General features: G+C 68.2%; 30 protein-coding genes. 14 read left to right on the top strand and 16 right to left on the bottom strand.

Going from position 1 to position 26070, the window contains the following annotated elements; translation table 11 throughout:
* Nucleotides 1-14: 14 nt before the first annotated feature.
* On the top strand, nucleotides 15-884 hold the full coding sequence (locus ACKTT0_RS15150; protein WP_407850668.1) for a M90 family metallopeptidase: 870 nt from the start codon (nucleotides 15-17) through the stop codon (nucleotides 882-884).
* 20 nt (nucleotides 885-904) lie between these two features.
* Nucleotides 905-1417 (top strand): flavodoxin family protein, encoded by a 513-nt coding sequence (locus ACKTT0_RS15145; protein WP_407850667.1) that lies wholly within the window; start codon nucleotides 905-907, stop codon nucleotides 1415-1417.
* A 3-nt stretch (nucleotides 1418-1420) separates the two neighbouring features.
* On the opposite strand, the gene ACKTT0_RS15140 is transcribed toward ACKTT0_RS15145, so the two are convergent.
* From ACKTT0_RS15140 to pncB, 3 genes are all read right to left on the bottom strand, one after another.
* Nucleotides 1421-1573, bottom strand: a complete 153-nt coding sequence (locus tag ACKTT0_RS15140; RefSeq protein WP_012248655.1) for a DUF3309 domain-containing protein — start codon at nucleotides 1571-1573, stop codon at nucleotides 1421-1423.
* A gap of 240 nt (nucleotides 1574-1813) precedes the next feature.
* A complete protein-coding gene (locus tag ACKTT0_RS15135; protein ID WP_407850666.1) occupies nucleotides 1814-2167 on the bottom strand; it encodes a RidA family protein in 354 nt (117 codons plus the stop codon).
* Between the two features lie 53 nt (nucleotides 2168-2220).
* Entirely contained in the window at nucleotides 2221-3396 is a 1176-nt protein-coding gene (gene pncB / locus ACKTT0_RS15130) for a nicotinate phosphoribosyltransferase (RefSeq protein WP_407850665.1), read from the bottom strand.
* 171 nt (nucleotides 3397-3567) lie between these two features.
* Between pncB and fdxA the strand changes: the two genes are divergently transcribed.
* The 12 genes from fdxA to ACKTT0_RS15070 all read left to right on the top strand — a co-directional run bounded on the left by fdxA (nucleotide 3568) and on the right by ACKTT0_RS15070 (nucleotide 14257).
* The gene (gene fdxA / locus ACKTT0_RS15125; protein ID WP_028356384.1) at nucleotides 3568-3891 is read left to right on the top strand and encodes a ferredoxin FdxA; all 324 of its coding nucleotides are present in this window, start codon (nucleotides 3568-3570) and stop codon (nucleotides 3889-3891) included.
* A gap of 42 nt (nucleotides 3892-3933) precedes the next feature.
* On the top strand, nucleotides 3934-4731 hold the full coding sequence (locus ACKTT0_RS15120; protein ID WP_407850664.1) for a ferredoxin--NADP reductase: 798 nt from the start codon (nucleotides 3934-3936) through the stop codon (nucleotides 4729-4731).
* A 136-nt stretch (nucleotides 4732-4867) separates the two neighbouring features.
* Nucleotides 4868-6082, top strand: a complete 1215-nt coding sequence (locus ACKTT0_RS15115; protein WP_407850663.1) for a polyhydroxyalkanoate depolymerase — start codon at nucleotides 4868-4870, stop codon at nucleotides 6080-6082.
* Nucleotides 6083-6131: 49 nt separating this feature from the next.
* Entirely contained in the window at nucleotides 6132-6770 is a 639-nt protein-coding gene (rsxB, locus tag ACKTT0_RS15110) for an electron transport complex subunit RsxB (protein WP_407850662.1), read from the top strand.
* Nucleotides 6767-7402 (top strand): endonuclease III, encoded by a 636-nt coding sequence (gene nth, locus ACKTT0_RS15105; protein WP_407850661.1) that lies wholly within the window; start codon nucleotides 6767-6769, stop codon nucleotides 7400-7402. Before rsxB ends, nth begins: the two co-directional genes overlap by 4 nt.
* 148 nt (nucleotides 7403-7550) lie before the next feature.
* Nucleotides 7551-8324 (top strand): ABC transporter ATP-binding protein, encoded by a 774-nt coding sequence (locus ACKTT0_RS15100; RefSeq protein WP_407850660.1) that lies wholly within the window; start codon nucleotides 7551-7553, stop codon nucleotides 8322-8324.
* The gene (locus ACKTT0_RS15095) at nucleotides 8321-9037 is read left to right on the top strand and encodes an ABC transporter ATP-binding protein (protein WP_407850659.1); all 717 of its coding nucleotides are present in this window, start codon (nucleotides 8321-8323) and stop codon (nucleotides 9035-9037) included. Before ACKTT0_RS15100 ends, ACKTT0_RS15095 begins: the two co-directional genes overlap by 4 nt.
* 56 nt (nucleotides 9038-9093) lie before the next feature.
* Nucleotides 9094-10308: an ABC transporter substrate-binding protein gene (locus ACKTT0_RS15090; protein ID WP_407850658.1), complete on the top strand. Its 1215-nt coding sequence runs from the start codon at nucleotides 9094-9096 to the stop codon at nucleotides 10306-10308.
* 92 nt (nucleotides 10309-10400) lie between these two features.
* Nucleotides 10401-11288 carry a branched-chain amino acid ABC transporter permease gene (locus ACKTT0_RS15085; protein WP_407850657.1) on the top strand — a complete coding sequence of 296 codons (888 nt, stop codon included), beginning with the start codon at nucleotides 10401-10403 and terminating at the stop codon, nucleotides 11286-11288.
* A complete protein-coding gene (locus ACKTT0_RS15080) occupies nucleotides 11285-12280 on the top strand; it encodes a branched-chain amino acid ABC transporter permease (protein WP_407850656.1) in 996 nt (331 codons plus the stop codon). The genes ACKTT0_RS15085 and ACKTT0_RS15080 overlap by 4 nt, the downstream gene beginning before the upstream one ends.
* A 48-nt stretch (nucleotides 12281-12328) precedes the next feature.
* Nucleotides 12329-13336, top strand: coding sequence for an ABC transporter substrate-binding protein (locus ACKTT0_RS15075; protein ID WP_407850655.1), 1008 nt, complete (start codon nucleotides 12329-12331; stop codon nucleotides 13334-13336).
* 81 nt (nucleotides 13337-13417) lie between these two features.
* Nucleotides 13418-14257, top strand: a complete 840-nt coding sequence (locus ACKTT0_RS15070; protein WP_407850654.1) for a branched-chain amino acid aminotransferase — start codon at nucleotides 13418-13420, stop codon at nucleotides 14255-14257.
* 15 nt (nucleotides 14258-14272) lie between these two features.
* On the opposite strand, the gene ACKTT0_RS15065 is transcribed toward ACKTT0_RS15070, so the two are convergent.
* The 13 genes from ACKTT0_RS15065 to ACKTT0_RS15005 form a co-directional block, all read right to left on the bottom strand.
* Nucleotides 14273-15094, bottom strand: coding sequence for an N-acyl homoserine lactonase family protein (locus tag ACKTT0_RS15065; protein ID WP_407850653.1), 822 nt, complete (start codon nucleotides 15092-15094; stop codon nucleotides 14273-14275).
* A 3-nt stretch (nucleotides 15095-15097) separates the two neighbouring features.
* Nucleotides 15098-15811 (bottom strand): ABC transporter ATP-binding protein, encoded by a 714-nt coding sequence (locus tag ACKTT0_RS15060; RefSeq protein WP_407850652.1) that lies wholly within the window; start codon nucleotides 15809-15811, stop codon nucleotides 15098-15100.
* Complete coding sequence (locus ACKTT0_RS15055; protein WP_407850651.1) at nucleotides 15798-16580, bottom strand: ABC transporter ATP-binding protein; 783 nt, start codon at nucleotides 16578-16580, stop codon at nucleotides 15798-15800. The genes ACKTT0_RS15060 and ACKTT0_RS15055 overlap by 14 nt, the downstream gene beginning before the upstream one ends.
* The gene (locus ACKTT0_RS15050; protein WP_407850650.1) at nucleotides 16577-17539 is read right to left on the bottom strand and encodes a branched-chain amino acid ABC transporter permease; all 963 of its coding nucleotides are present in this window, start codon (nucleotides 17537-17539) and stop codon (nucleotides 16577-16579) included. Before ACKTT0_RS15050 ends, ACKTT0_RS15055 begins: the two co-directional genes overlap by 4 nt.
* Before the next feature lies 1 nt (nucleotide 17540).
* Nucleotides 17541-18410, bottom strand: a complete 870-nt coding sequence (locus tag ACKTT0_RS15045) for a branched-chain amino acid ABC transporter permease (protein WP_407850649.1) — start codon at nucleotides 18408-18410, stop codon at nucleotides 17541-17543.
* Between the two features lie 9 nt (nucleotides 18411-18419).
* Nucleotides 18420-19583 carry an ABC transporter substrate-binding protein gene (locus tag ACKTT0_RS15040; RefSeq protein WP_407850648.1) on the bottom strand — a complete coding sequence of 388 codons (1164 nt, stop codon included), beginning with the start codon at nucleotides 19581-19583 and terminating at the stop codon, nucleotides 18420-18422.
* Complete coding sequence (locus tag ACKTT0_RS15035; RefSeq protein ID WP_407850647.1) at nucleotides 19580-20458, bottom strand: alpha/beta fold hydrolase; 879 nt, start codon at nucleotides 20456-20458, stop codon at nucleotides 19580-19582. Before ACKTT0_RS15035 ends, ACKTT0_RS15040 begins: the two co-directional genes overlap by 4 nt.
* Nucleotides 20455-20841, bottom strand: a complete 387-nt coding sequence (locus ACKTT0_RS15030) for a hypothetical protein (protein WP_407850646.1) — start codon at nucleotides 20839-20841, stop codon at nucleotides 20455-20457. The genes ACKTT0_RS15035 and ACKTT0_RS15030 overlap by 4 nt, the downstream gene beginning before the upstream one ends.
* Before the next feature lie 109 nt (nucleotides 20842-20950).
* Nucleotides 20951-21628, bottom strand: coding sequence for a 3-oxoacid CoA-transferase subunit B (locus tag ACKTT0_RS15025; RefSeq protein ID WP_407850645.1), 678 nt, complete (start codon nucleotides 21626-21628; stop codon nucleotides 20951-20953).
* Complete coding sequence (locus tag ACKTT0_RS15020) at nucleotides 21618-22310, bottom strand: 3-oxoacid CoA-transferase subunit A (RefSeq protein WP_407850644.1); 693 nt, start codon at nucleotides 22308-22310, stop codon at nucleotides 21618-21620. Before ACKTT0_RS15020 ends, ACKTT0_RS15025 begins: the two co-directional genes overlap by 11 nt.
* A gap of 28 nt (nucleotides 22311-22338) precedes the next feature.
* Complete coding sequence (locus tag ACKTT0_RS15015) at nucleotides 22339-23514, bottom strand: thiolase (protein ID WP_407850643.1); 1176 nt, start codon at nucleotides 23512-23514, stop codon at nucleotides 22339-22341.
* Nucleotides 23511-23900 (bottom strand): Zn-ribbon domain-containing OB-fold protein, encoded by a 390-nt coding sequence (locus ACKTT0_RS15010; RefSeq protein WP_407850642.1) that lies wholly within the window; start codon nucleotides 23898-23900, stop codon nucleotides 23511-23513. The genes ACKTT0_RS15015 and ACKTT0_RS15010 overlap by 4 nt, the downstream gene beginning before the upstream one ends.
* Nucleotides 23901-23976: 76 nt before the next feature.
* Nucleotides 23977-26067 (bottom strand): 3-hydroxyacyl-CoA dehydrogenase NAD-binding domain-containing protein, encoded by a 2091-nt coding sequence (locus tag ACKTT0_RS15005; RefSeq protein ID WP_407850641.1) that lies wholly within the window; start codon nucleotides 26065-26067, stop codon nucleotides 23977-23979.
* Nucleotides 26068-26070: the final 3 nt, after the last annotated feature.

The following is a 26070-nucleotide window of genomic DNA, read 5'->3' as shown; positions in this document are numbered from 1 at the left end:
AGGAACGCTGAGTTATGTTGCGATGGCTGAAGGGCCGGGGCGCCGCCGAATCGGCGGTGGCGCAGGTGCGGGCCCGCATTTCGCCCGGGCTGTGGCGCCAGGTGCTGGACACCCACCCGTTCCTGGCGGCGCTCGATGCCGCCGAGGCGGAACAGTTGCTGGCGCGCGCCGCCTGGCTGCTTGCCAGCAAGAATCTCAACGGCGCGCGCGGCCTCGAGCCGACGGATTTCATGCGGCTGTCGATCGCGGCCCAGGCCGCCCTGCCCATTCTCAACCTGCCGCCGGAGCTTTATGAAGGCTGGGACGAGATCATCGTCTACCCGGAGGGCTTTTCCATTCCTCGCGTGCGCCAGGACGAGGCGGGGGTCGTGCACGAATACGACGAAGCCGCCGCGGGCGAGGCCTGGGAGGGCGGGCCGGTCATCCTGTCGTGGGCCGACGCGCTGCCGGCCGAGGGCGCCTTCAACGTCGTCATCCATGAATTCGCCCACAAGCTCGACCTGCTGTCGGGCCAGGCCGACGGCATGCCCGGCCTGGGCGCCCACCCGGACCTGCGGCCGCGCGACTGGAGGCGCGTGCTGGACGACAGCCTGGACCGCTTCGTTGCCGCGCTGGATGCCATCGAGGCGGCCATCCCGCCCGATGTGGATCCCGAAAGCGAAGCCGCCGACGCGTGGTACGCCCGCCTGCCGCTCGACCCCTATGCGGCGGCCGACGAGGCGGAATTCTTCGCCGTCAGCTCGGAACACTTCTTCGTAGACCCCGCGCCGCTGGCCGAGGCCCTGCCGGAATGGTACGGCATGCTGCGCACCTACTACCGCCAGGATCCCCTGGCGCGCCTGGCGCGGGCAGCCGGCGGCATGGCCCAAGCCGGCCCGCGCTGAACGGCAAACGGGACAACCGCATGAAACGCCTGCTGATCGCCTGGCATTCGCGCACCGGCGCCGCCGAGCAGATGGCGCGCGCGCTGGCGCGCGGTGCGGCGCAGGCCGCCCGGGAGCTGGAGCAGGCCGCCGACCTGCAGGTTGACTTGCGGCCGGCCCGCTCCGTCGAGCCGGTCGACCTGCTGGCCAGCGACGGCTACCTGTTCTGCGCCCCGGAAAACCTTGGCAGCCTGAGCGGCGAAATGAAGGAATTGTTCGACCGCTGCTACTACGGCGCGCTCGACCGCATCGAGGGCCGCCCGTACGCCCTGGCGATCAGCGCGGGCACCGACGGCGCGGGCGCTGCGCGCCAGGCCGAACGCATCTGCACCGGCTGGCGGCTGCGCGCTGCGGCGCCGGCCCTGGTCGAACGCAACGGCGCCCAGGCGCCGGCCGAGATCCTGGCGCCCAAGACCGTATCGGCCGACGCCCTGGCGCGCTGCGAGGAACTTGGCGGCCTGCTGGCCGCCACCCTGCTGACCGGCGTGGAATGAAGCCTACAGCCTGCCGGTAAGCAGCATCACGATCAGCACGATGACCACGATGCCCAGCAGGCCGCTCGGGTAGTACCCCCAGCCGCGGCTGTAGGGCCAGCTCGGGAAAGCGCCGATCAACAACAGGATCAGGATGATCAGCAGAATGGTACCCATGGCGTGCTCCTTGTGATTGTCGGGACGGCGGCCAACGGCCGCCTGTCGCGCCGTCTGCAAGCGGCGTGCCTGAGCGGCGGGGAAACGGCCCCTTGTCCAGGGCGGTGTCAGACACCCCTGCAATGGCGCCGGCATGCCACCGGCGTCTCGCGGGTGTCTGACACCTGGACACACCCGCCCCGGCCAGCAATGAAAAAGCCCCCGGAAACCGGGGGCCTGGAGCATGCGGGCGGGCTCGGATCAGGCCACGGCGGCCGTCACCACGATCTCGACCTTGTAGTCGGGATTGGCCAGGCGCGCCTCGACGGTGGCGCGCGGCGGCGCGTTGCCCGGGGCGACCCAGGCATCCCAGGCCTGGTTCATGGCGTCGAACTCTTTCATGTTGGCCACGAAGATCTGGGCCATCAGGATCTTGCTCTTGTCGGTGCCGGCCTCGGCCAGCAGGCGGTCGATGGTGGCCAGGACCTGGCTGGTCTGGCCCGCCATGTCCAGCGAGGCGTCGTCGGGCACCTGGCCGGCCAGGTAGGCCACGCCGTTGTACACGGCCATGTCGGACAGCCGTTTTTCCACATTGACGCGCTTGATGCTGCTCATGAAATATCCCCTGAGAGAACAGTTGGCAAAAAAGAAAGGAAGCCGCGGCGCCGTCAGGCCGGCGGCAATTGGAATACCTGGCGCAGGTAGGCCAGGTAGGCGGGATCGTCGCACATGGTCTTCTCGGGCGCGTCGGACACCTTGGCGACCGGCTGGCCGTTGCAGCGGACCATCTTCATCACGATCTGCAGCGGCTCGTGGCCCAGGTCGTTGGTCAGGTTGGTGCCGATGCCGAACGACACCTTGCAGCGGCCGGCGAACTGGCGGGCCAGTTCGATGGCGCGCGGGAATGTCAGCGAATCGGAGAACACCAGCGTCTTGGCGCGCGGATCCACGCGGTTCTTGCGGTAGTGTTCGAGCAGCCGCTCGCCCCATACGAAGGGATCGCCCGAGTCGTGGCGTGCGCCGTCGAACAGCTTGCAGAAATACATGTCGAAATCGCGCAGGAAGGCATCCATGCCGTAGACGTCGGACAGCGCGATGCCGAGGTCGCCGCGATATTCCTTGGCCCACACTTCCAGGGCGAAGACCTGGGAATCGCGCAGGCGCGGCCCCAGCGCCTGGCAAGCCTGCAGGTACTCGTGGCCCATGGTGCCCAGCGGCAGCACGTTGTGCCGCATGGCCAGCAGCACATTGCTGGTGCCGGCGAAATGCACGCCCATCCGGGCTTTCATGGTGGACACGATCTCCTCGTGCCACAGCTTGGAAAAGCGCCGCCGGGTGCCGTATTCGGCCACGCGGAAATCGGCCAGCGCGGGATCGTCGAGCACCAGGTGCATCTTGGACTGCAGCCGCTGGCGCCCTTCTTCCCAGTCGGGATTCTTGCGGGTGTTGCGGAAATAGACCTCGTTGACGATGGCCAGCACCGGGATCTCGAACAGGATGGTATGCAGCCACGGCCCTTTCACCGTGATGGAGATCTCGCCCGGCGCGTCGCCCTCGCCGATGAAAATGCAGCGCTCGGGCAGGTGGAACAGCCCGAGGAAATCGACGAAATCACTTTTGATGAAGCGCAAACTGCCCAGGTACTGCAGTTCCTCTTCCGTGAAGCGCAACTGGCACAATTCGTGCACCTCGGCCCGGATCTCGTCCAGGTAGGGCCGCAGGTTCACGCCGGGCGTGCGGCACTTGTAGCGGTATTCGACCTGCGCAGCGGGAAAATGATGCAGCACCACCTGCATCATGCTGAACTTGTACAGATCGGTGTCGAGCAGCGAAGTAATTATCATGATGGCGCGGTTGGTTGCGCGGTTCGTTTCCTCACACCATAGCATAAGCAAACACGGCTTCCCGGCCGGCCACGGCACTACCGCGGCCAGGGTTATGGCCGCCCCGCCCGCCCGCATTTGGGTAAAATCTTGCAAAGGCCAAAAAGCTGTTGCTCGTCTCCGGAGTCCTGAATGACCCACGTCGTTACCGAAAACTGTATCAAATGCAAGTACACCGATTGCGTCGACGTGTGCCCCGTAGACTGTTTCCGTGAAGGCCCCAACTTCCTGGTGATCGACCCCGACGAGTGCATCGATTGCGCGGTCTGCATTCCCGAATGCCCGGCCAATGCCATCTACGCCGAAGAGGACGTGCCCCAGGACCAAGTCCAGTTCATCGCCCTGAACGCCGAATTGACCCCCGAGTTCGCCCCCATCAGCCGCGCCAAGAAACCGCTGCCCGATGCCGACGACTGGAACGGCGTGCAGGACAAGCTGCAATACCTGGAAAAATAAGCTGGCCGCGCCGCGCGCCACGGCGCGCCCCGCCCCGAGCTGATGACCGATTCCAAATACACGCGCCAGACCGTCACCGAAGTACGGACCTGGGTTCCCGGCAAGCTGTTCTCGCTATGCGTGACCCGCGACCCGGCGTTCCAGTTCCAGGCCGGCCAGTTCGCCCGCGTGGGCCTGCCCGGCGCCGAAGCCCCCGATGGCCCGCCGACGCTGTGGCGCGCCTATTCCATGGTGTCCGCCCCGCATGAAGACGGCCTGGAGTTCTATTCCATCGTGGTGCCCGAGGGCCTGTTCAGCCCGCGCATGGCGCAATTGCAGCCGGGCGACGCGCTGTACATCGAGAAAAACCCGTTCGGCTTCCTGACCATCGACCGCTTCGCCCCGGGCGGCGACCTGTGGCTGCTGGCCACCGGCACCGGCCTGTCGGCCTATCTGTCCATCCTGCGCGATCCCGCCACCTGGCAGGCGTTCCGGCGCATCATCCTGGTCCACGGCGTGCGCACGGCCCAGGAACTGGCGTACCGCGACGAAATCCTGCAGTGGCACCGCCAACCGGCCTACGCGCGCTATTTCCAGGAAGACCCGCGCAAGCTCGTCTACCTGCCTGTCGCCACACGCGAGGCGCTGCCGGACACTCCGCAGGCGCGCCTGACCACCCTCATCGCCGATGGCGGGCTCGAGCGCCTGGCCGGCGAAACCCTCGATCCCGAACGCTCCAGGATCATGCTGTGCGGCAATCCGGCCATGCTGGCCGACGCCCGCAAGCTGCTGGCCGGGCGCGGATTCGCTCCCGGGCGGCGCGGCGTCCCGGGCAACCTGGCGGTCGAGAATTACTGGTAACACACGCCCGCCGGCGCGCGGCGGTCGCATTTTCACAACAGAATTGGCCCGATTGGTACCGGTTCGCTAGACGAATTGGATATATCCTTACACGCGCCGGTAATAATCATTCCAGCTCCCAGAGGATTCTCGCCACATGCTGTACCACTTGCATGAAATGCAGCGGGCCTTCCTGACGCCCTTCGCCGCTTTCACCGACGCCGGTTCGCAACTGTTCTCCAGCCCCTACAGCCCGCTGGCGTATACACCGTTGTCGCGCCAGCTGGCGGCCAGTTGCGAGCTCATGCACCGGCTCGGCAAGGAATATCACAAGCCGCTCTGGAACCTGCCCTTCACGCACATCGATGGCGAGCAAGTGCGCGTCACCGAAGCCGTGGCCCAGGACCTGCCGTTCTGTCGGCTGCTGCACTTCCAGCGCGCCGCGCGGCGCGCCGACCCTCGCGTGCTGCTGGTGGCGCCGCTGTCGGGCCACCACGCAACGCTGCTGCGCGACACCGTGCGCGCGCTGCTGCCGGCGCACGATGTCTATGTCACCGACTGGGTCGATGCCCGCATGGTGCCGGCCGCGGCGGGCCCGTTCCACCTGAACGACTATGTCCGCTACATCCAGGACTTTCTGCGCCACCTGGGGCCCGACACGCATGTGATCTCGGTGTGCCAGCCCACCGTGCCGGTGCTGGCGGCGATCTCGCTCATGGCCTCGACCGGCGATCCGGCCCGGCCGCGCAGCATGGTGATGATGGGCGGCCCGATCGATCCGCGCCAGTCGCCCACCCAGGTCAACCGCCTGGCCACCACCAAGCCCTACAGCTGGTTCGAGAAGCAGCTCATCGACACGGTGCCGGCGCGCTACCCCGGCGCCGGCCGGCGCGTCTACCCGGGCTTCCTGCAGCATGCCGGCTTCGTCGCCATGAACCCCGACCGGCATCTCAAGTCCCACTACGATTTCTACCTCGACCTGCTGCGCGGCGACGACGGCGATGCCGCGGCGCACCGGCGTTTCTACGACGAATACAACGCCGTGCTCGACATGCCGGCCGAGTTCTACCTGGACACCATCCGCATGGTCTTCCAGGAATTCCAGCTGCCCAGCGGCACCTGGCAGGTCGATGGCCAGCCGGTGCGCCCGGCCGACATCAAGGACGTGGCGCTGCTGACCATCGAAGGCGAGCTCGACGACATCTCCGGGCAGGGCCAGACCCGCGCCGCCATCGGGCTGTGCCGCGGCATCCCGGCCGCCCGCAAGCGCCACTACATGGCGGCCGGCTGCGGCCATTACGGCATTTTCTCGGGCCGCCGCTGGCGCGAGACGATCTGTCCTAAAATCGCCGAATTCATCCGCCAGGCATAGCGCCCGCGGGCCCACGGGCCCGCCGGCCCGCCTCCCCGCCTCACCCGCCATGCCCTGTCTTTCCCTTGCCGACCGCATCGATGCCCTGCTGCCGCAGACGCAGTGCACCAAATGCGGCTATGACGGCTGCCGGCCGTATGCCCAGGCCATTGCCGACGGCGCCGCGCCGATCAACCGCTGCCCGCCCGGCGGCGAGGCAGGCATCGCGGCGCTGGCCGAGCTGCTCGACACCGCCGCGTTGCCGCTGGACCTGTCGCGCGGCACGCCGGGCCCCCTGACAGTGGCGCGCATCGACGAGACCCATTGCATCGGCTGCACGCTGTGCATCCGCGCCTGTCCGGTCGATGCCATCGTGGGCGCCAACAAGCGCATGCACACCGTGCTGGCCGACTGGTGCACGGGGTGCGATCTGTGCGTGGCGCCCTGTCCGGTGGACTGCATCGCCATGGTGCCGGCGGGCCGCGCCTGGACGCCGGACGATGCCCGGGCGGCGCGCCAGCGCCATCGCGCCCGCCAGGACCGCCTGGCGCGCGAAACCGCCGACAACATGCGCCTGACCGCGGCCGCCGACACCCCGCCCGGGCCGCCGCCGGCCGCCACCCGGCCCGACGACGAGGCGCGCAAGCGCGCCGCCATCGAGTCGGCCCTGGCGCGCGCGCGCGCCCGCCGCACCTCTCCGTCCACATGAACGCCACCAAACGACGCGCCATCTTCGCCCGCCTGCAGGCGGCCAACCCGCACCCGACCACCGAACTGGAATACGACACGCCGTTCCAGTTGCTGATCGCGGTGCTGCTGTCGGCGCAGGCCACCGATAAATCGGTCAACCTGGCCACGCGCAAGTTCTTCCCCCGCCACGGCACGCCGCAAGCCATGCTGGAGCTGGGCGAGGAAGGCCTGGCGGAGTACATCAAGACCATCGGGCTGTACCGTACCAAGGCCAAGAACGCGATCGCCACCTGCAGGCTGCTGATCGAACGCCATGGCGGCGAGGTCCCGACCTCGCGCGAGGCGCTGGAGGCGCTGCCCGGGGTCGGCCGCAAGACCGCCAATGTGGTCCTGAACACCGCGTTCGGCCAGCCGACCATGGCGGTCGACACCCACATTTTCCGCGTCTCGAACCGCACCGGCATCGCCCCCGGCAAGAACGTGCTGGAAGTCGAACACAAACTGGAAAAATTCGTACCGGCTGAATACATGCAGGACGCCCACCACTGGCTGATCCTGCACGGCCGCTACGTCTGCGTGGCGCGCAAGCCGAAATGCCCGCAGTGCGGCATTGCGGACTTGTGCGAATACAAGCAGAAAACCCTGCCCTGAACAGGGATTCCCCGCGACATTGTCGGCCGCCCGACAATGTCGCATGCCGCAGCGCAATACCTATGAAAAACCCTCATGGCATTTTGGGGGATAGGTCCGCATACTCGCCGGCAACTCTTAAAAAAAATCCCAGGGCGGTACCGCGGACATGGATGACATTATCCTGGAGACAAAAGGCCTCACGAAAGAATTTCGCGGCTTCGTCGCGGTCAACGGGGTCGATCTGCGTGTCAAGCGCGGCCAGATCCATGCCCTGATCGGGCCCAACGGCGCAGGCAAGACCACCTGCTTCAACCTGCTGACCAAATTCCTGTCGCCCACCTCCGGCCGCATCGTCTACAACGGCATCGACATCACCGGCGAACGCCCCGCGCAGATTGCGCGGCGCGGCATTATCCGGTCGTTCCAGATTTCGGCCGTGTTCCCGCACCTGACCGTGCTGGAAAATGTGCGCATCGGCCTGCAACGCAAGACGGGACTGTCATTCCACTTCTGGAAAAGCGAAAAGCGGCTGACCAGCCTCGACCCGGCCGCGCGCGACTTGCTCGAGCAGGTCGACCTGGCCGCCTTCGCCGACGAGACCACCATCAACCTGCCGTACGGCCGCAAGCGCGCCCTCGAGATCGCCACCACCCTGGCCATGGAACCCGAACTGATGCTGCTCGACGAACCCACCCAGGGCATGGGCCACGAGGACGTCGACCGCGTCACGCAGTTGATCAAGCGGGTGGGCCGAGGCCGCACCATCCTGATGGTCGAACACAATATGAACGTGGTGTCCTCCATCGCCGACACCATCACCGTGCTGGCGCGCGGCTCGGTGCTGGCCGAAGGCCCCTACGCGGAAGTGTCGCGCCATCCCGCCGTCATGCAGGCCTACATGGGGACCACCGAGGGGGAATTGCAGGGAGCGCACGCATGAGTACCACCGCCGCATTGGAAATCTCCGGCCTGCAGGCCTGGTACGGCGAATCGCACATCCTGCATGGCGTCGACATGCGCGTCGCGCCCGGCGAGGTCGTCACCCTGCTGGGGCGCAACGGCGCCGGCCGCACCACCACCCTGCGCGCCATTCTCGGCCTGACCGGCAGCCGCAAGGGGTCGGTGCGCATCCACGGCACCGAGGCCGTCGACCTGCCCACCTACAAGATCGCGCACCTGGGTGTCGGCTATTGCCCCGAGGAGCGCGGGATTTTCGCCAGCCTGTCGTGCGAGGAGAACCTGCTGCTGCCGCCCGCCGTGGGCGGCGCGCTCGGCGGCGGCATGTCGCTGGCGGAAATCTACGACATGTTTCCCAACCTGCACGAACGCCGCAATTCGCCCGGCACCCGCCTGTCCGGCGGCGAGCAGCAGATGCTGGCGGTGGCGCGCATCCTGCGCACCGGCGCCAACCTGCTGCTGCTGGACGAAATATCGGAAGGCCTGGCGCCGGTCATCGTGCAGGCGCTGGCGCGCATGATCACCGCGCTGAAACAGCGTGGCTACACCATCGTGATGGTCGAGCAGAATTTCCGCTTCGCCGCGCCGCTGTCCGACCGCTTCTATGTCATGGAGCACGGCCAGATCGTCGAGCATTTCGAAGCCAGCGAACTTCAACAGAAGCAGGATACGCTCAACGAACTGCTGGGCGTATAGGAATCCTGTCATCCGCCGCACCATCGGCACCCCACAGAGAAGCGAGGAGTCATCCCATGAAGCTGCATCACATCACTGCCGCGCTGGCCCTGGCCGGCCTGGGATTTGCCGGGCTACCCGCCCAGGCGCAAGGCATCTCCGGCGACGTCATCCGCATCGGTTTCATCACGGACATGTCGGGCGTGTATTCCGACATCGACGGCCCGGCCGGCGTAGAGGCCATCCGCATGGCAATCGCCGACGCGGGCGGCGCGGTCAACGGCAAGAAGATCGAGCTGGTGACGGCCGACCACCAGAACAAGGCCGACATCGCTTCCAGCCGCGCGCGCGAGTGGTTCGACCAGGAAGGCCTGGACATGCTGGTGGGCGGCACCAACTCCGCCACCAACCTGGCCATGGCGGCCGTGGCGGCCGAGAAGAAAAAGCCCTTCATCGCCATCGGCCCGGGCGCCTCGGACCTGACCAACGCGCAATGTACGCCCTACACCGTGCACTACGCCTACGATACCGTGGCGCTGGCGCGCGGCACCGGCTCGGCGGTCGTGAAGAACGGCGGCAAGACCTGGTTCTTCCTGACCGCCGACTACGCCTTCGGCCACGCGCTGGAGCGCGACACCACCGCGGTGGTGAAGGCCAACGGCGGCGAGATCAAGGGCGCGGTGCGGGCGCCGCTGTCGACCGCCGACTTCTCGTCCTTCCTGCTGCAGGCGCAGGCCTCGGGGGCGCAGATCCTCGGCCTGGCCAATGCCGGCGGCGACACCATCAATTCGATCAAGGCCGCGAATGAATTCGGCGTGACGCAGACCATGAAAATGGCCGGCCTGCTGGTCTTCATCAACGACGTGCACTCGCTGGGGCTCAAGACCACGCAGAACATGTACCTGACCACCGGCTGGTACTGGGACCACTCCGATGCCTCGCGCGCCTGGGCCAAGAAGTTCGAGGAAAAGGTCGGCCGCAAGCCGTCCATGCTGCAGGCGGGCGACTACTCCTCCGTATCGTTCTACCTGAAAGGCGTGAAAGAAACCGGCACGGACGACGGCGACGCGCTCATGAAGTGGATGAAGTCGAACAAGATCAACGACTTCTTCGCCCAGGGCGGCTATGTGCGCGAAGACGGCCGCATGATCCATGACATGTACCTCATGCAGGTCAAGACGCCCGAGGAATCCAAGGGCCCGTGGGACTACTACAAGGTCGTGGCGACGCTGCCCGGCGACGAGGTCTACACCAAGCCCTCGGAATCGACCTGCAAGGTCTTCAAGAAGTAATCCGCTGAAGCTTCCGGCGCGCCCGTGCCAATCCGGCCGGGCCGCGCCGCGAACCGGCACGCATCCATCCGAACGCGCAGGATTCTCCCGACATGATCGACATCTTCGGCATACCCATACAGGCCTTGCTAGGACAACTGCTGCTGGGCCTGGTCAACGGGTCGTTCTACGCCATGCTGTCATTGGGCCTGGCGGTCATCTTCGGACTGCTGAACGTCATCAATTTCGCGCACGGCTCGCTGTACATGCTGGGCGCGTTCGTGGCCTGGATGGGCCTCTCGTACCTGGGGCTGAATTATTGGATCATGCTGATCCTGGCGCCGCTGGTGGTGGGCCTGTTCGGCATCGTGATCGAGAAGCTGCTGCTCAAGCACCTGTACAAGCTGGACCACCTGTACGGCCTGCTGCTCACCTTCGGGCTGACACTGTTGATCGAAGGGCTGTTCCGCAGCTTCTACGGGGTCTCCGGCCAGCCCTACCCCACGCCCGACCTGTTGCGCGGCGCCACCAACCTGGGCTTCATGATCCTGCCCAATTACCGGGCCTGGGTCGTCGTGGCATCGGTCACCGTCTGCCTGGCTACCTGGTTCATCATTGAACGCACCCGACTCGGCGCCCTGCTGCGCGCCGGCACCGAGAACCCCAAGCTGGTCGAGGCTTTCGGCGTGAACGTGCCGCGCATGGTCACCCTGACCTACGGCTTCGGCGTGGCGCTGGCGGGCTTTGCCGGCGTGCTGGCCGCGCCGGTGCTGCAGATCTCGCCGCTGATGGGCTCGAACCTGATCATCGTGGTGTTCGCCGTGGTGGTGATCGGCGGCATGGGCTCCATCCTGGGCGCCATCCTCACCGGCCTGGGACTCGGCGTCATCGAGGGCCTGACCAAGGTATTCTGGCCGGAAGCCTCGAGCACCGTCGTGTTCATCATCATGGCCATCGTCCTGTTGCTGCGCCCCGCCGGGCTGTTCGGAAAAGAGAAATGAACCGCCAACTTGTCAGCTACGCGGCAGCGGCCATCATCGTGGCCATCCTGCCGTTCATCGGCGTCTATCCGATCTTCGCCATGAAGGTCATGTGCTACGCGCTGTTCGCCTGCGCATTCAACCTGCTGCTGGGCTTCACCGGCCTGCTGTCGTTCGGCCACGCCGCCTTCCTGGGCAGCGCCGCCTACGCGGCCGGCCACGCGCTGAAAGTATGGGGCTTGCCCACCGAGCTGGGCCTGCTGTTCGGCGTGCTGGTGGCGGCCCTGCTGGGCCTGGCGATGGGGCTGTTGGCCATCCGGCGCAGCGGCATTTACTTCGCCATGATCACGCTGGCGCTGGCGCAGATGGTTTTCTTCTTTTTCCTGCAGGCCGAATTCACCGGCGGCGAAGACGGACTGCAACGGGTGCCGCGCGGCACGCTGCTGGGCTTCATCGACCTGCGCAGCGACCTGAACCTGTATTACCTGGTGATGGCGGTCTTCGCGCTGGGCTATTTCATCATCTGGCGCACGGTGCATTCGCCCTTCGGACAGGTGCTCAAGGCGCTGCGCGAGAACGAGCCGCGCACCCTGTCGCTCGGCTACGACGTGGACCGCTTCAAGCTGCTGGCCTTCGTGCTGTCCGCCGCCATCGCCGGACTGGCCGGCGCCACCAAGACGCTGGTGTTCGTATCCGCCACCTTGTCCGACGCCACTTGGCAGATGTCCGGGCTGGTCATCCTGATGACGCTGATCGGCGGTCTCGGGACCCTGACCGGGCCGATCCTCGGCGCCTTCATCGTGGTGCTGCTCGAGAACAAGGTAGGCGACTTCGGCCGCTTCATGGCCGAGCTCACCGGCAATAGCTGGTTCTTGCGGCTGGGCGAGTCGGTCACGATCGTGATCGGCCTGATCTTTGTCATTTGCGTGCTGGCCTTCCGCCGCGGCATCGTGGGCGAATGGCACGCGCTGGTACAACGGCGGCGGGCACGCGCCGCGATGCCCGTACAATAAATCCAGCGGGCGCCTCCTCGGCCACCGCGAGCCCAGGAGACATTGCCCATGCGTGCGACGCGATCCCTACTTTCTTTCATGGCGGCGCTGGCCACGGCCGCGCCCCTGGCCTGGGCGGCGCCCGCCGCGGCAGCCACGCAGTGCGAGGTCGACCGCCCGGTGCGCTTCAGCGGCCTGAACTGGGAATCCAACCTGGTGCTGGCGGGTATCGAGCGCTTCATCGTCGAGCATGGCTACGGCTGCGAAACGTCGGTCGAGATCGGCGAGACCCTCGCCATGCTGGCCGCCCTGCAACGCGGCGATGTCGATGTCACCCCGGAAGTCTGGCCCGGCCAGATCGAGGTCGCCTGGGACAAGGCCTTGAAATCGGGCAAGGTGCTGGCCGCGGGCCACGTGTTCGACGCGGGCGAAGGCTGGTACATCCCGCGCTACACCGCAGAGCGCCACCCCGACCTGAAGAGCGCGGCCGACCTGGCCCGCTACGCCAAAGTCTTCGCCGACCCGGAAGACCCCGCGCGCGGCCGCATCTACGGCTGCCCGGCCGGCTGGGCGTGCGGCACGCTCAACGCCAACCTGCTCAAGGCGCTGCGCCTGGAAGACCAGTACAGCATGTTCGCGCCCGGCTCGGGCGCCGCGCAGAAAGCCGCCATCGTATCGGCCTACAAGCGCAAGCGCGACATCGTCTTCTACTACTGGACACCCACCGCACTGGTCGGCTCGCTGGACCTGGTCAAGCTGCAATTACCCAAGTTCGACCAGGCCGCCTATACCTGCATGACCGATCCCAAGTGCGAGAACCCGGTGCCTACCGAGTTCAGGCCCAACAAGGTCGTCACCGGCCTGAACGCCGAGTTCGCCCGCCAGGCCCCGCGGCTGCAGGCGTTTTTCGAAAAACTCAGCGTGCCGGGCCCGGCCATCGACGACACCCTGGGCTGGCTCGAGAACCAGGGCGCCGAGCCGGACGACGCCGCGCTGTACTTCCTGCGCAAGTACCCCGATGTCTGGCGCCAGTGGGTGCCGGCCGAGGTCGCCGGCAAGGTCCAGGCCAAGTTGTAGGCTCGCGCGCGCGGCGCCCGCGGGTGTATGCTGCGCGGGCGCCGCGCCCTCCGGCGCGCAACCGATCAAGGAAGGACCGACATGGAAGCGCTTTACTGGCATGATGGCCGCTGGACCACCGAAAACCCCAAGTTGCTCGGCCCGGCCGACCATGCCTTCTGGATGGCCAGCATGGTGTTCGACGGCGCGCGCGCCTTCGACGGCCTGACGCCCGACCTGGACCTGCATTGCCAGCGCGTGGTGCGCTCGGCCGAGAAAATGCTGATGCAGCCGCAGCTCGGCTGGGAAGCCATCCGCGACCTGTGCCTGGAGGCCGTGGCGCGCTTCCCGACTGGCGAGGCGCTGTACATCAAGCCCATGTTCTTCTGTGCCGACGGCTTCCTGCTGCCCGACGCCGAGCGCACGCAGTTCGTGCTGCACGTATTCAAGGTGCCCATGCCGGGCGACCAGGGCTTTTCGGCCTGCTTCTCCAGTTTCGTGCGCGCCTGGCCCAACATGGCGCCCACCGATGCCAAGGCATCGTGCCTGTACCCCAACGGGCAGCGCGCCATCCGCGAAGCGGCCGCGCGCGGCTTCGACAACGCCATCATGCTCGACGGCGACGGCAACGTGGCGGAATTCGCCACCGCCAACCTGTGGATCGCCAAGGACGGCCGCGTGGCCACCCCGGCCGTCAACGGCACATTCCTCAACGGCATCACCCGCCAGCGCGTACTGGCCCTGCTGCGCGCCGATGGCGTGGACGTGCAGGAGCGCGCCCTCACGCGCGCCGACGTGGAGCAGGCCGACGAGGTATTCTCCACCGGCAACTACGGCAAGGTGGTCCATGTCAACCGCGTGGAACAGCGCGCCCTGCCGTACGGCCCGCTGGCACAGCGGGCGCACCGGCTGTACATGGAGTACGCGCGCGCCGGCAAATAGGCCGCGCGGCGCGCCTCAGGGCGCGTCCGCCGGCGCCGGCGGCTGGTGCAGCACGGCGATGTCGGGGTCGCCCCGGTAGGCGGGGTAGCGCGCCAGCACCTGCGGATCGTGCCCCGGCACCACGTGCGCGGGGCTGCTGGCGGCCTGGTGGACGCGCACGTGGCCCGACAGCATGTCCGCCACATTGAACACGATCGGGAACGGCCGGCCGGACTCCATGTTTTCGTAGTAGTGGCTGGCGTCGGACGCCAGCACCACCCAGCCGCGCCGGGTATGCACGCGCACCGCCTGCAGCCCTTTGGTATGGCCGCCGATCTTCAGCAGCTCGATGCCGGGGTGCAGCACGGCGTCGCCGTCGTGAAAAACCACACGGTCCTGGTACACGCGCCGCACCAGCGTCACCACGTCCTCGACCTCGTAGGCATGGCGCAACGGCGGGTGGCACATGCAGCGGCCGGTGGCGTAGTCGAGTTCGGCGTCCTGCACATGCAGCCGCGCGCCCGCCAGCTTGGCCAGGTTGCCGGCATGGTCGTAGTGCAAGTGGGTCAACACCACGTCCTGGACCTGTTCCGGCGCGACGCCCAGGCGCGCCAGGCCCGCGATGGGGCAGCCCAGCAGGTCGCGGCGGCGGCGCGCGGCGGTTGCCGCGTTGAAGCCGGTATCGACCAGCACGCAGCGCCCCGCGCCGCGCACCAGCCAGACGAAGAAGTCCATGGGCATGGGACCGTCGTGCGGATCGCCGCCCAGGAAATTGTCGGCGCGCCGGCGCGGCATGCGCGCGTAGCGCAACGCATAGACCTCATACTCGGGCCAGGCGCCCGCCGATGCCTGTGCCATCGGTCATACCCCCAGGTAGGCTTTCTGCACGAACGGATCGGCCAGCAGTTCGACCCCGCGTCCGGTGCGCACCACCTCGCCGTGCTCCAGCGCGTAGGCGTGGTGAGCCAGCCGCAGCGCCAGGCGGGCGTTCTGCTCGACCAGCACGATGGCCATGCCTTTGTCGCGGTTGATGCGTTCGATGGCCGCGGCGATCTCGCCGACGATCTTGGGCGCAATGCCCAGCGACGGCTCGTCGAGCATCAGCAGCCGCGGGTTGGCCATGAGCGCGCGGCCGATGGCTACCATCTGCTGCTCGCCGCCCGACAGCGAACCGGCCAGCTGGCCCCGGCGTTCGTGCACGCGCGGGAACAGCGCATAGACCTCATCCAGGCCGCGCCGCACCACGGCGCGCGAGCGCACGCCGTGCGCGCCCGCCAGCAGGTTGTCGCGCACCGACATGCGGCCGAACAAGCGGCGCCCTTCCGGCGACAGCGAGATTCCGGCAGCCACGCGCGCCGCCGCGCCTTGCGCGCGGATATCGCGGCCGTCCAGCTCGATCGCGCCTTCGGCCGCGCGCACCAGGCCGATCACGGCCTTCAGGGTGGTGCTCTTGCCCGCGCCGTTGGAGCCGACCAGCGCCACGATCTGGCCAGCCTCGACCCGGAAATCAATGCCGCGCACGGCTTCCAGCGGACCGTAGCGCACGGTCAGGCTGCGGACCTCAAGCATGGGCATAGTCGGGAGCTCCCAGGTAGGCTTCTATGACGGCCGGATGCGCGCGGATCTGCCGCGGCGTGCCTTCGGCGATTTTCTCGCCCTGCACCAGCACCACGATGCGCTGGCACAGCTCCATGACCAGCGCCATGTGGTGCTCAACCAGCAACAGCGTCAGGCCCTGCTCGTCGCGCAGGCGGCGTAGCAGGCGCCCCAGCTCCCGGCATTCTTCATGGTTCAGCCCCGCGGCGGGCTCGTCCAGCAGTAGCATGCGCGGCCGCGCGGCCAGCGCCACGGCGATGCCGAGCTTCTTCTGCAGGCCGTAGGCCAGCGCGCCGGCCGGCGCATCGCGCCACGCCAGCAGGTCGGTCATGCGCAGGATGCCGTCCACTTCGTCAGCCACCTGCCGCAGCGCCAGCGTGGCATCGCGGCGGCCGCCCAGGCGCGCGGCCATCGAGCCCGCCATGCGCGACAACATGCCGCGATACACGTTTTCGGCCACCGATATCGCCGGATAGGTGGAAGTGGACTGGAACGTGCGCGCCAGCCCGGCCGCCACGGCGCGGCTGGGCGGCCCGCCGGCGATATCGCGGCCGGCGAAGCGCACGCGACCCGTCGAGGGCGGCATGCTGCCGCTGATGACGTTGAATGCGGTGGTCTTGCCCGCGCCGTTGGGGCCGATCAGCCCGAAGATCTCGCCCTCGGCCACCGCAAAGGACAGCCCGCGCAACGCCGCCAGGCCGCCGAACCGGCGCGACAGGCCATCCACCTGCAAAAGCGCGGCGCTCATGAGGAACTCCTGGACAGGTGGCGCGCCAGGCCGGCCAGCCCGTCCGGCAGGAAGCGCAGGATCAGGATCAGCGCCGCGCCATAGAACACATGCTGCGTCTGCACGGCGCCGCGGAACAGCTCCGGCAGCGGGGTCAACACCAGCGCGCCGACCAGCGGCCCCCAGACGGACTGGCGCCCGCCGATGACCAGCATGATGACGAACGCCACCGATATACCTGTGTTGAACGACTCCGGCGAGACAAAGCCGATATAGCGCGCCTGCAGCGCGCCGCCCAGCGCGGCCAGCATGCAGCCGGCCACGAAGCACAATACCTGCAGCCGGTGCACGTTCAGGCCGGTCGATTCGGCCAGCGCGGCATTGTCGCGCACGGCGTCGATGGCGTGGCCCAGCGGGCGCCGGAACAGCCACCAGAGGCCGGCGCTCGACAGCAGCGCGGCCGCCAGTGCCAGGCCATAGAAACGGGACCGCGTGTCGAAGGCATAGCCTAGCAGCGAGGCGGCGGGAATGCCGGCAATACCGTTGGCGCCGCCGCTCCAACCCGCGCCGTCGAGCAGGGCCAGCCGCACCAGCTCGCCGAACGCGAAGGTCACCAGCACGAAGTACACGCCGCGCAGGCGCAGGATCACCCAGCCCAGCGCGCCGCCGACCAGCCCGGCCGCGACCGCGCCCAGCAAGGCCGCCGCGGCGAAGCTCCAGCCCAGGCGGCTGGCGGCCAGCACCGAGGCATAGGCGCCGATCGCCACGAAGGCGGCGTGGCCCAGCGAAAGCTGGCCGCAGCGGCTGATCAGCGCCAGGCCGTTGACGATGAGCACGTTGAGGGCGGCCAGCACCGCCAGGTGCAGCACGAAGGGGCTGCCGAACCACGGCAGCGCCGCCGCGGCGGCCAGCGCGGCGGCGCCCGCCAGCCGCCAGGCCGGACGGCCCCGGGCTTGCGAAGTCAGCGACAAGGCAGTCATGTCAGGCCTCCCCCTTGCCGAGCAGGCCCTTGGGGCGCACCACCAGCATCGCGATCACCAGGACGAAAATCAGCATGTCGGCGGTGCTGCTGCTGAGGAACAGGCTGGCGTAGCTCTCCACCAGGCCCAGCAGCAGGCCGGCCGCCGCGGCGCCGGGAATACTGCCCAGCCCGCCCAGGATGACGACGATGAATGCCTTGAGCAGCGGCGTGGCGCCCACGAATGGCGACACCGAGAACAACGGCGCCATCAGCGCCCCGGCCACCGCCGCCAGGCCGACGCCAAGGCCGAATCCAAGCGGATAGTAGATGCGCGCGCGTATGCCCTGGATGGACGCGATCTCGAAATCCTCGACCACGGCGCGCAGGGCGCGCCCCGGCCGCGAATAGCGCAGGAACCCATACAGCAGCGCCAGCACCGCCAGCGCGAACACCACCACGTAAAGGCGCGCGGCCGGCACCACCGCCGCGCCCAGCCGCACGGCGCCGCGCGCCACGGCGGGCATGGACAACGGATCGGGCCCGAAGAACATCAGCGCCAGGTTCTGCAGGATCATCGCCAGCCCGATGGTGGCGATCATGCCGTTGAGTTCATCGTGCCGGAACGGCTGCAGCACGGCCCATTCCAGCAACGCCCCCGCGATGACGGCGCCGGCGAACGTGGCCGCCACCGCGGGCAGGAACGGCAGATCCAGCCCGGTGGTCAGGAAATAGGCGCCGAATGCGCCCAGCATGTAGAACTCGCCGTGCGCGAAGTTCACCATGCGCATCACGCCGAACACCAGCGTGAAGCCCACCGCCATCAACAGGTACAACAGGCCGACCACCAGGCCGTTGATGGTCGCCTGCGCGGCCAGGATGCTCCAGTCCACGTGCGTCTCCTATTGGCATCCCTCGACCGTGCAGCGCGCCCGGATCACTTCCTTGCCGCCCTGCACTTCCGCCACATAGAACGGCGCATTCAATTGGTGGCCGATGCCGTACATGGCCTTGCCGGTCCAGTTCAGGCTTCCCAAGGCGCCGGCAAAATCGCGGATTTTTTCCAGCTCGTCGCGCACCTTGGCCGTGTCGGTCACCGTACCGGCGCGCCGCATGGCCTCGAACAGCATGTTGGTGCCGTCATAGAACGCCGGGCTGAAGCCGTTCATTGCATGCTTGTACTTGGCCGCGTACCGCTCGGCATAGGCCTTGGTGGATGGCAGCGCGGGATCGACGGGCGTATGCACGAACATGCCTTCGGCGGCCTCCTGGCCCGCCACGTTGACGATTTCCTGCGTGGCCGGCCCGCCGGTGCGGACGATCTTGCCCTCGAATCCGAGCTCGCGCGCCTGCTTGACGATCAGGCCCGCCGTGGTGGGCGAATTGCCGTCAAGTTCGATCGCATCGATGCCGCGCGCCATCATGCGGGTCAGCAGCGGCACGAAGTCGACCCGGTCGCGTTCGAAGAATTCCTTGACCGCCAGCGTCGCGCCAGCCTGCTTGTATGCCGCTTCAAGGTCGGCGGCGATCTGCTGGCCGGTCTCGTCGTTGGGGAACAGCGCGCCCACCTTCTTCAGGCCCTGCGCCTTGACCAGCCAGTCGATCTGCGGCTGCGACACTTCGGCGGTGGTGACGTTGGGGCGGAATGTATAGGACTTCCCCTGCCCCAGCGCCTTGGCGGTGAAACCCAGCGTCATCACGATGACCCCGTTCTTCTCGGTGATGGGCTGGATGGCCAGCACCGGCGCGGAGCCCACCGGACCGATGATGTAACGCACCTTGTCCTCGAACACCAGGCGGTTGGCCACGGTGACCGCTTCGTTGGCCTGGTACTTGTCGTCGTAGGCCACCACGCTGACCTGGTACTTCTTGCCGCCTACCTCCAGCCCGCCGGCCTGGTTGACCTGGTCGGCGGCGATCTCGGCGGCGTTCTTCATGCCCTGGCCCCAGGATGCGCCCGCGCCGGACAGCGTCACCAGCGCGCCGATCTTGAGGGTTTCCTGCGCCTGGACGGCTGCCGGCAGGGCCAGGCAGGCCAGCAATGCGGCGATAGGGGTCGTTTTCATATTGTCTCCTGTGGGGGCGGCAGGCCCTCCCGGGCCGCGATGGCATCCAGTACGGGCAGCAGGTAGCCGCGGAATTGCCGCGGGTTCTCGCTCATGGGGAAATGCCCCACTTCGCGCATGATGGTGACCTGCGCGCCGGCAATCGCCGCGGCGGTGCGCAGCGTATCCTCGGGCGTGCACGAAAAGTCGTATTCGCCGGTCAGCAGGTACAGCGGGCAGGCGTCGGTGCGGATGCCGTCCAGCCGTCCCCGCAGGTCGCCGTCGACGCGGTAGAAATACAAATCGCCGCGGAACACGCCGGGACCGCCCTGCATGTATTGCCAGAGCGTCTCGTGGCGATGCACCGGCGGCGACTGCGGCGCCACCAGCCCGGACACCAGCGCCGCGCAGACCTCGCCGCCATGCACATCGCCGCGATGCAGCCAGGCGGTGTCGTACCAGGGCTGCTGGAAATCGGCGGCTTCCACGCCGATCAGCGCGCGAAAGCGCGCGGCATGCAGGCGCGCCAATTCCAGCACGATGCGCCCGCCGATGGAGCAGCCGATCAGCGCCGGCCGGTCCAGGGCCAGCGCCTCGCAGAAGGCCAGGATGGTCTGCACATAAAGCTCGGTGGTCAGCCGGTATTCGGTGTCCTGCCAGCCCTCGGGCGGGTAGGATTTGCCGTGCCACGGCAGGTCGAACGCGATGACGCGGAACCGCCCGGTGACGGCGTCGTCGCACATCAGATGGCGGTACTGGCGGTTGTCGGCGCCGGCGGTATGCAGGCAGACCAGCGGGATGCCCTGCCCCGCCTCCTCGAAATAGACGCGGTGGGGTCGCCCGGCGATATCCAGGCGCACATAGCGACCCACGATGGGCTCGAACTCGGCGCTCATGTCCGGCCCTCCCGGCCGGCCGCCAGTAGATCCTTCACATATTGCAGATTGGCCATCAGCGGCTGGAGATTGCCTTCGACGCTCAGTTCGCCCCGCTTGCCGAGCGCGAACAGATCGTGCCAGCCCGGCGCCGGCACGGCGCGCCAGAACTCGCGCCAGGCGCGCTCGGACGCGCGCACGGCGAAATCCCAGGAGAGCAGCGGCGGCAACTGCGTCTCCAGCCCGACCACGGCGCCGTCGCGCACTCGCGCCAGCACCGGCGTGGGACCGAACTGCACCAGGATATCGGCGTTGAACGGCCGCGCCCGCGCGAAGGACGCCGCGACCCGCGTGAAATGCGCCGCCAATTGCCGGCCCGAAGATGCGCAAGCCTGGGATTCCATGTCTCCTTCCTTCCAATGCGTTCTTTTGTACAGAACGTTTATTCTTTCTATAAGAACATTCTAGGCACGGCGATTTTTCCCTGTCAACCGGGGAGTACCAGCAAGCCCCCTAGGCCGCGCCGGGCCCCAGCTCGCGCCACTGGGGCGCCAGCGTCAACGGGCAGTCCGTCACGGCCTGCAGCGCGCCCAGCGTCAGGCCGGCCGCCATGGCGCGTGCCACTAGCCCGGCCGGCGTCACGTCAATGATGGCCAAGTCCGTGTAGATGCGGTCGACCACGCCGGCGCCGGTCAGCGGATAGCTGCATTCCCGCACGATCTTGGGTGCGCCCTGCTTGGTCGTGTGTTCCATGGTGATATAGACCTGGCGCGCACCGGCCGCCAGGTCCATGGCGCCGCCCACCGCCGGGATGGTGCCGGGTTCGCCGGTATCCCAGTTGGCCAGGTCACCGCGGCCCGACACCTGGAACGCCCCCAGCACCGTCAGGTCGAGATGGCCGCCGCGCATCATGGCGAACGACACGACGTGGTCGGTGATCGAGGCGCCGGGCAGCAAGGTCACGGCCTCCTTGCTGGCATTGATCAGGTCCAGGTCGAGCGGCCGCGCGGGGTCGCCCGGCCCCATCCCGACGATACCGTTCTCGGTATGCAGGATCACATCGCGGTCGGCCGGCAGGAAACCGGCCACCAGCGTCGGAATACCGATGCCCAGGTTCACATAGGCGCCGTCCGGAATGTCTTGCGCCACCAGTCGCGCGATTTCGCGACGCGACAGTTTTTCAATGTTCATGCCCGTCTCCCGCCTGCACTACGCGCTGCACGAAAATGCCCGGCGTCATGACATGCTGCGGCTCCAGGGCGCCCAGCGGCACGATCTCGTCGACCTGCGCCACGGTCAGCGTGGCCGCCATGCACATCACCGGCGCGAAATTGCGGCCGGCATAGCGGTACACCAGGTTGCCCCAGCGGTCGCCCCGCTGCGCCTTGACCAGCGCCACATCGCCCTTGAGCGGCGTTTCCAGTACATAACCCACGCCGTCGATGACGCGCGTCTCCTTGCCGCGCGCCAGCGGGGTGCCGTAGGCCGTGGGCGTGAAAAACGGCCCCATGCCGGCGCCCGCGGCCCGCATGCGCTCGGCCATGGTGCCCTGCGGCACGCATTCGAGCTCGATCCGCCCGGCGCGGTACGCCTCGGCGAACGCCGCCGCGTTGGGGTTCTTGCGGTCCGATGAGCGCGCGAACGAGCAGATCATCTTGCGCACGCGTCCGGCTTCGATCAGCTGGCTCAGCCCGCGCGCGCCGTTGCCGGCATTGTTGTTGACGATCGTCAGTTCGCGCGCGCCCTGTTCCAGCAAGGCGCAGATCAGGGCGGTCGGCACGCCCGACGCGCCGAAGCCGCCGACCAGCACGACGGCGCCGTCCTGCACGCCGGCCACGGCCTCGTGCAGCGATTCCACAGTCTTGTCCAACATCTCGGTCCTCCTCGCGATGCGGCCGCGGCTAGCGCGCTGCCGGCCCGCCCAGGATGGCGGTCGACTGGCTGGACAGCGTGCCGCCGTTGCCGTGCACCAGCGCGATCTCGGCGCCCGCGACCTGGCGCTCGCCCGCCTGGGCGCGCAACTGCCGCACGGCCTCGATGACGAGGAAGATGCCGTACATGCCGGGGTGCACGCACGACAGCCCGCCGCCGTTGGTGTTGACCGGCAGGCGCCCGCCCGGCGCAATGGCGCCGCCCTGCACGAACGCCCCGCCTTCGCCCTTGCGGCAGAAGCCGAGGTCTTCCAGGAACAGCAGGGTATTGATGGTGAAAGCGTCGTACAACTCGACCACGTCGATATCGTCCACGCCCAACCCGGCCATGTCGAAAGCGCGCCGCCCCGATTCCGCGGCGGCGGTGACGGTCAGGTCCGCCATGCTGGATATCTGGCGGTTCCACACCGCGGTGGCGCTGCCCAGCACATACACCGGCGACTGCGCCAGATCGCGCGCGCGGTCGGCGCGCACCATCACATAGGCGCCGGCGCCATCGGTGACCAGGCAGCAATCGCGCACGCCCAGCGGCTCGGACACCATGCGCGCGCCCAGCACGTCGTCGATGGAAAGGGGGTCCCGCATGGCGGCCTCGGGATTGAGCCGGGCCCACTGCCGCGCGGCCACGGCCACCTCGGCCAGCTGTTCGCGCGTGGTGCCGTACTGGTGCATGTGCCGCGCGGCGGCCAGCGCATAGGAGGTGACCGGCGAGAGCGGCGCATAAGGCTGCTCGAACGGCTGCGGATCGAGCAGGGCGCGCGCCTTGACGCCTTCCTTGCGGCCAAAGGCGGCCGTTCTCTGGGTACTGCCGTAGCACACCAGCACAGCGTCGCACTGGCCCGCCGCGAGGGCCATGACCGAAGGCAGCAGATGCGCCACGAAGCTGGACCCGCCCAGCATGGTCGCCTCGATGTAGCGGGGCCGCAGGCCGAGGTATTCGGCCACCGGCATGCTCCACATGGTGGCCGACGAGCTGCAGGTCGCCAGGCCGTCGATGTCGCGCATCGACAGGCCGGCGTCGGCGACGGCGCGGGCGGCGGCCTGCGCGAGAATCTCCATTTCGGTATAGCCATGGGCTTCGCCGATGCCGGCGTGCCCTACTCCCACGATGGCGACTTGGCCACGCAGGTTCTCCAGGTTCTTCATGTTTCCTCCCGCGCCACGAAAAAGAGCGATGGCTCCGTCCCTTCGGACCGTACCCGCGCCTGCACGGCCATGCCGATGCGCACCGCCCCCGGGGCCAGTCCCTCGACGCGGCTCATCAGGCGCACCCCTTCTTCGAGGTCGACCAGCGCCACGTTGTAGTCGCCGCCCGCCTCGGGCTTGCGCCGCACCACGCTGGTGGAATACACCGTGCCGCGGCCGCTGGGCCGAAGCCACTGCAAGCGGGTGGCGCCGCAGTGCATGCATATCGCGCGGGGAAAGAACTGGCACGCCTGGCAGGCGTCGCAGCGCTGGATCTCGAACCGACCTGCGGCCAGCGCGGCAAAATAGCGCGCCTGCGGGCCGGGCCCGGGCATCGCGTCAGTCATGCGGGTCTCCTTTTGTCTATCTGCTGCGGGAAGCGGCGCAGGCGCGTCGCGTCCGCTCCGCGGCTGTGGGTCATGGTCATGCGGCGTCGAAAGCGCGGCCTTCCTGCGCCAGCCGCCGCAGCAGCGGCGCCGGTGTCCACAGCTCGCCATGTTCGCGATGGAAGCGCTCGATGGTCTGCAGCACTTCCGGCAGGCCCACCTGGCTGGCGTAGAACATCGGTCCGCCCCGGTGCATGGGAAAGCCGTAGCCGTTGGCGTAGATCACGTCGATATCCGAAGCGCGGGCGGCAATGCCTTCCTCCAGGATCTTCGCCCCTTCGTTGACCAGCGCATACACGGTGCGCTGCACGATCTCGGCATCGCTGATGGCGCGCCGCGCGATGCCGTCCTCGCGCGCGCAGCGCACGATCAGGGCCTCGACCTCGGGATCGGGCAGCGGGTCGCGGCTGCCCGGCGCATAGCGGTAGAAGCCGGCGCCGGTCTTCTGGCCCAGTCTGCCCTGCTCGCACAGGCTGTCGGCCACGCGCGAATAGCGCAGGTGCGCCGGCCGGGTGGGCGCCAGCCGCTTGCGCGCCGCCCAGCTGATGTCCAGGCCGGCCATGTCGGCCATGCGCAACGGCCCCATGGCGAAGCCGAAGCGCTGCAGGGCGCCATCGACCTGCTGCGGCGAGGCGCCCTCTTCCAGCAGGAAATGCGCCTCGCGGGTATATGGGCTAACCATGCGGTTGCCGACGAAGCCGTCGCACACGCCGACCAGCACCGGCAGCTTGCCGATGCGGCGCGCCAGGCGGAACACCGAGGCAATGACGGCGCCGCCGGTGCGCTGCCCGCGCACCACCTCGACCAGCCGCATGACATTGGCGGGGCTGAAGAAGTGCGTGCCCAGCACGCGCTCGGGCCGCGCGGTGGCGTCGGCCAGCGTGTCGATATCCAGGCGCGACGTGTTCGACGCCAGCACCGCCTGCGGCTTGCAGGCCCGGTCCAGCGCCCGGAACAGATCGAGCTTGACCGCCATGTCCTCGAATGCCGCTTCGATCACCAGGTCCGCGTCGGCCAGCTCCGCCATGTCGAGGCTGCGGCGGATGCGGCCCAGGCGCGCGTCGCGCTCGGCCCCGGTCAGGCGGCCCTTGGCCACGGTGGCGGCATAGTTCTTCTGGATGGTGGCCCAGCCGCGCTCCAGGGCCGCCGCGTCGCGCTCGACCAGCACCACGTCGATCCCGGCATTGGCCAGGCTCATGGCAATGCCTCCGCCCATGGTGCCGGCGCCCACCACGCCGACAGTCGCGAACGCCAGGTCGCCGCGCCACTCGGCGGGCAGCTTCTGGGCTTGCCGCTCGGCGAAGAACAAATGCCGTTGCGCGCGCGATTGCCCGCCTTCCACCAGTTCGACGAAACGCCGGCGCTCATAGGCCAGGCCCGTGTCGATATCGCTGGCCACGGCTTGCTCGACACAATCCACGCAAGCGGCCGGCGCGATGCAGCCGCGATAGCGCCGTTCGCCCAGCGCGCGCGCCCGCTCATAGGCCGACGCGTCGGCCGGCGGCGCCGCGCGGCGCGCGCCCAGCACCCGCTGGTCGAGCGCGGCGCCGGCCTGCTGCCGCGCATAGTCCACCGCCCGGGCGACCAGATCGTCCTCGAACACCGCGTCCACCAGGCCCCATTGCGCCGCGGTGCGCGCATCGACCGGATCGCCCGTGACGATCATGTCCAGCGCCCGCGCCACGCCAATGGCGCGCGGCAGGCGCTGGGTGCCGCCGCCGCCCGGCAGAATGCCCAGTGTCACCTCGGGCAGGCCCAGCATGGCGTCTTGCCGGGCCACGCGATAGTGGCAGCCGAGCGCCAGCTCCAGTCCGCCGCCGAGCGCCATGCCATGAATGGCGGCCACGATAGGCTTGGCGGCGCGCTCGAACTGCCGGACGATGTCGCGCAGCGTCGGCTCGCGGGTCGACTGCGGCGTATTGAATTCGCGGATCTCGGCGCCGCCGCAAAACAGCTTGCCGGCCCCCGCCAGCACCACCGCCACGACCTGCGGGTCGGCCAGCGCGGCGTCGACGGCGGCGTGCAGCTCCTGGCGCGTGGCGGCGCCCAGGCTGTTGACCGGCGGGTGGTCGAGCGTCAGCAGCGCCACGCTGCCCTGCGCCCGCATTTCCGTGCGAATGATGGGCATGGC

It is taken from the genome of Bordetella saccharivorans, assembly GCF_045862855.1.
Taxonomy (GTDB): domain Bacteria; phylum Pseudomonadota; class Gammaproteobacteria; order Burkholderiales; family Burkholderiaceae_B; genus Bordetella_A; species Bordetella_A petrii_F.
The sequence above is the reverse complement of the archived record's forward strand: the minus strand, read 5'-3'. Positions and strand labels throughout refer to the sequence as shown.

Excerpts from the sequence above, each read along its gene's own strand:
- ACKTT0_RS15150 (WP_407850668.1), top strand. The coding sequence starts at position 15 with ATGTTGCGATGGCTGAAGGGCCGGGGCGCCGCCGAATCGGCGGTGGCG.
- ACKTT0_RS15145 (WP_407850667.1), top strand. The coding sequence starts at position 905 with ATGAAACGCCTGCTGATCGCCTGGCATTCGCGCACCGGCGCCGCCGAG.
- ACKTT0_RS15140 (WP_012248655.1), bottom strand. The coding sequence starts at position 1,573 with ATGGGTACCATTCTGCTGATCATCCTGATCCTGTTGTTGATCGGCGCT.
- ACKTT0_RS15135 (WP_407850666.1), bottom strand. The coding sequence starts at position 2,167 with ATGAGCAGCATCAAGCGCGTCAATGTGGAAAAACGGCTGTCCGACATG.
- pncB (WP_407850665.1), bottom strand. The coding sequence starts at position 3,396 with ATGATAATTACTTCGCTGCTCGACACCGATCTGTACAAGTTCAGCATG.
- fdxA (WP_028356384.1), top strand. The coding sequence starts at position 3,568 with ATGACCCACGTCGTTACCGAAAACTGTATCAAATGCAAGTACACCGAT.
- ACKTT0_RS15120 (WP_407850664.1), top strand. The coding sequence starts at position 3,934 with ATGACCGATTCCAAATACACGCGCCAGACCGTCACCGAAGTACGGACC.
- ACKTT0_RS15115 (WP_407850663.1), top strand. The coding sequence starts at position 4,868 with ATGCTGTACCACTTGCATGAAATGCAGCGGGCCTTCCTGACGCCCTTC.
- rsxB (WP_407850662.1), top strand. The coding sequence starts at position 6,132 with ATGCCCTGTCTTTCCCTTGCCGACCGCATCGATGCCCTGCTGCCGCAG.
- nth (WP_407850661.1), top strand. The coding sequence starts at position 6,767 with ATGAACGCCACCAAACGACGCGCCATCTTCGCCCGCCTGCAGGCGGCC.
- ACKTT0_RS15100 (WP_407850660.1), top strand. The coding sequence starts at position 7,551 with ATGGATGACATTATCCTGGAGACAAAAGGCCTCACGAAAGAATTTCGC.
- ACKTT0_RS15095 (WP_407850659.1), top strand. The coding sequence starts at position 8,321 with ATGAGTACCACCGCCGCATTGGAAATCTCCGGCCTGCAGGCCTGGTAC.
- ACKTT0_RS15090 (WP_407850658.1), top strand. The coding sequence starts at position 9,094 with ATGAAGCTGCATCACATCACTGCCGCGCTGGCCCTGGCCGGCCTGGGA.
- ACKTT0_RS15085 (WP_407850657.1), top strand. The coding sequence starts at position 10,401 with ATGATCGACATCTTCGGCATACCCATACAGGCCTTGCTAGGACAACTG.
- ACKTT0_RS15080 (WP_407850656.1), top strand. The coding sequence starts at position 11,285 with ATGAACCGCCAACTTGTCAGCTACGCGGCAGCGGCCATCATCGTGGCC.
- ACKTT0_RS15075 (WP_407850655.1), top strand. The coding sequence starts at position 12,329 with ATGCGTGCGACGCGATCCCTACTTTCTTTCATGGCGGCGCTGGCCACG.
- ACKTT0_RS15070 (WP_407850654.1), top strand. The coding sequence starts at position 13,418 with ATGGAAGCGCTTTACTGGCATGATGGCCGCTGGACCACCGAAAACCCC.
- ACKTT0_RS15065 (WP_407850653.1), bottom strand. The coding sequence starts at position 15,094 with ATGGCACAGGCATCGGCGGGCGCCTGGCCCGAGTATGAGGTCTATGCG.
- ACKTT0_RS15060 (WP_407850652.1), bottom strand. The coding sequence starts at position 15,811 with ATGCCCATGCTTGAGGTCCGCAGCCTGACCGTGCGCTACGGTCCGCTG.
- ACKTT0_RS15055 (WP_407850651.1), bottom strand. The coding sequence starts at position 16,580 with ATGAGCGCCGCGCTTTTGCAGGTGGATGGCCTGTCGCGCCGGTTCGGC.
- ACKTT0_RS15050 (WP_407850650.1), bottom strand. The coding sequence starts at position 17,539 with ATGACTGCCTTGTCGCTGACTTCGCAAGCCCGGGGCCGTCCGGCCTGG.
- ACKTT0_RS15040 (WP_407850648.1), bottom strand. The coding sequence starts at position 19,583 with ATGAAAACGACCCCTATCGCCGCATTGCTGGCCTGCCTGGCCCTGCCG.
- ACKTT0_RS15035 (WP_407850647.1), bottom strand. The coding sequence starts at position 20,458 with ATGAGCGCCGAGTTCGAGCCCATCGTGGGTCGCTATGTGCGCCTGGAT.
- ACKTT0_RS15030 (WP_407850646.1), bottom strand. The coding sequence starts at position 20,841 with ATGGAATCCCAGGCTTGCGCATCTTCGGGCCGGCAATTGGCGGCGCAT.
- ACKTT0_RS15025 (WP_407850645.1), bottom strand. The coding sequence starts at position 21,628 with ATGAACATTGAAAAACTGTCGCGTCGCGAAATCGCGCGACTGGTGGCG.
- ACKTT0_RS15020 (WP_407850644.1), bottom strand. The coding sequence starts at position 22,310 with ATGTTGGACAAGACTGTGGAATCGCTGCACGAGGCCGTGGCCGGCGTG.
- ACKTT0_RS15015 (WP_407850643.1), bottom strand. The coding sequence starts at position 23,514 with ATGAAGAACCTGGAGAACCTGCGTGGCCAAGTCGCCATCGTGGGAGTA.
- ACKTT0_RS15010 (WP_407850642.1), bottom strand. The coding sequence starts at position 23,900 with ATGACTGACGCGATGCCCGGGCCCGGCCCGCAGGCGCGCTATTTTGCC.
- ACKTT0_RS15005 (WP_407850641.1), bottom strand. The coding sequence starts at position 26,067 with ATGCCCATCATTCGCACGGAAATGCGGGCGCAGGGCAGCGTGGCGCTG.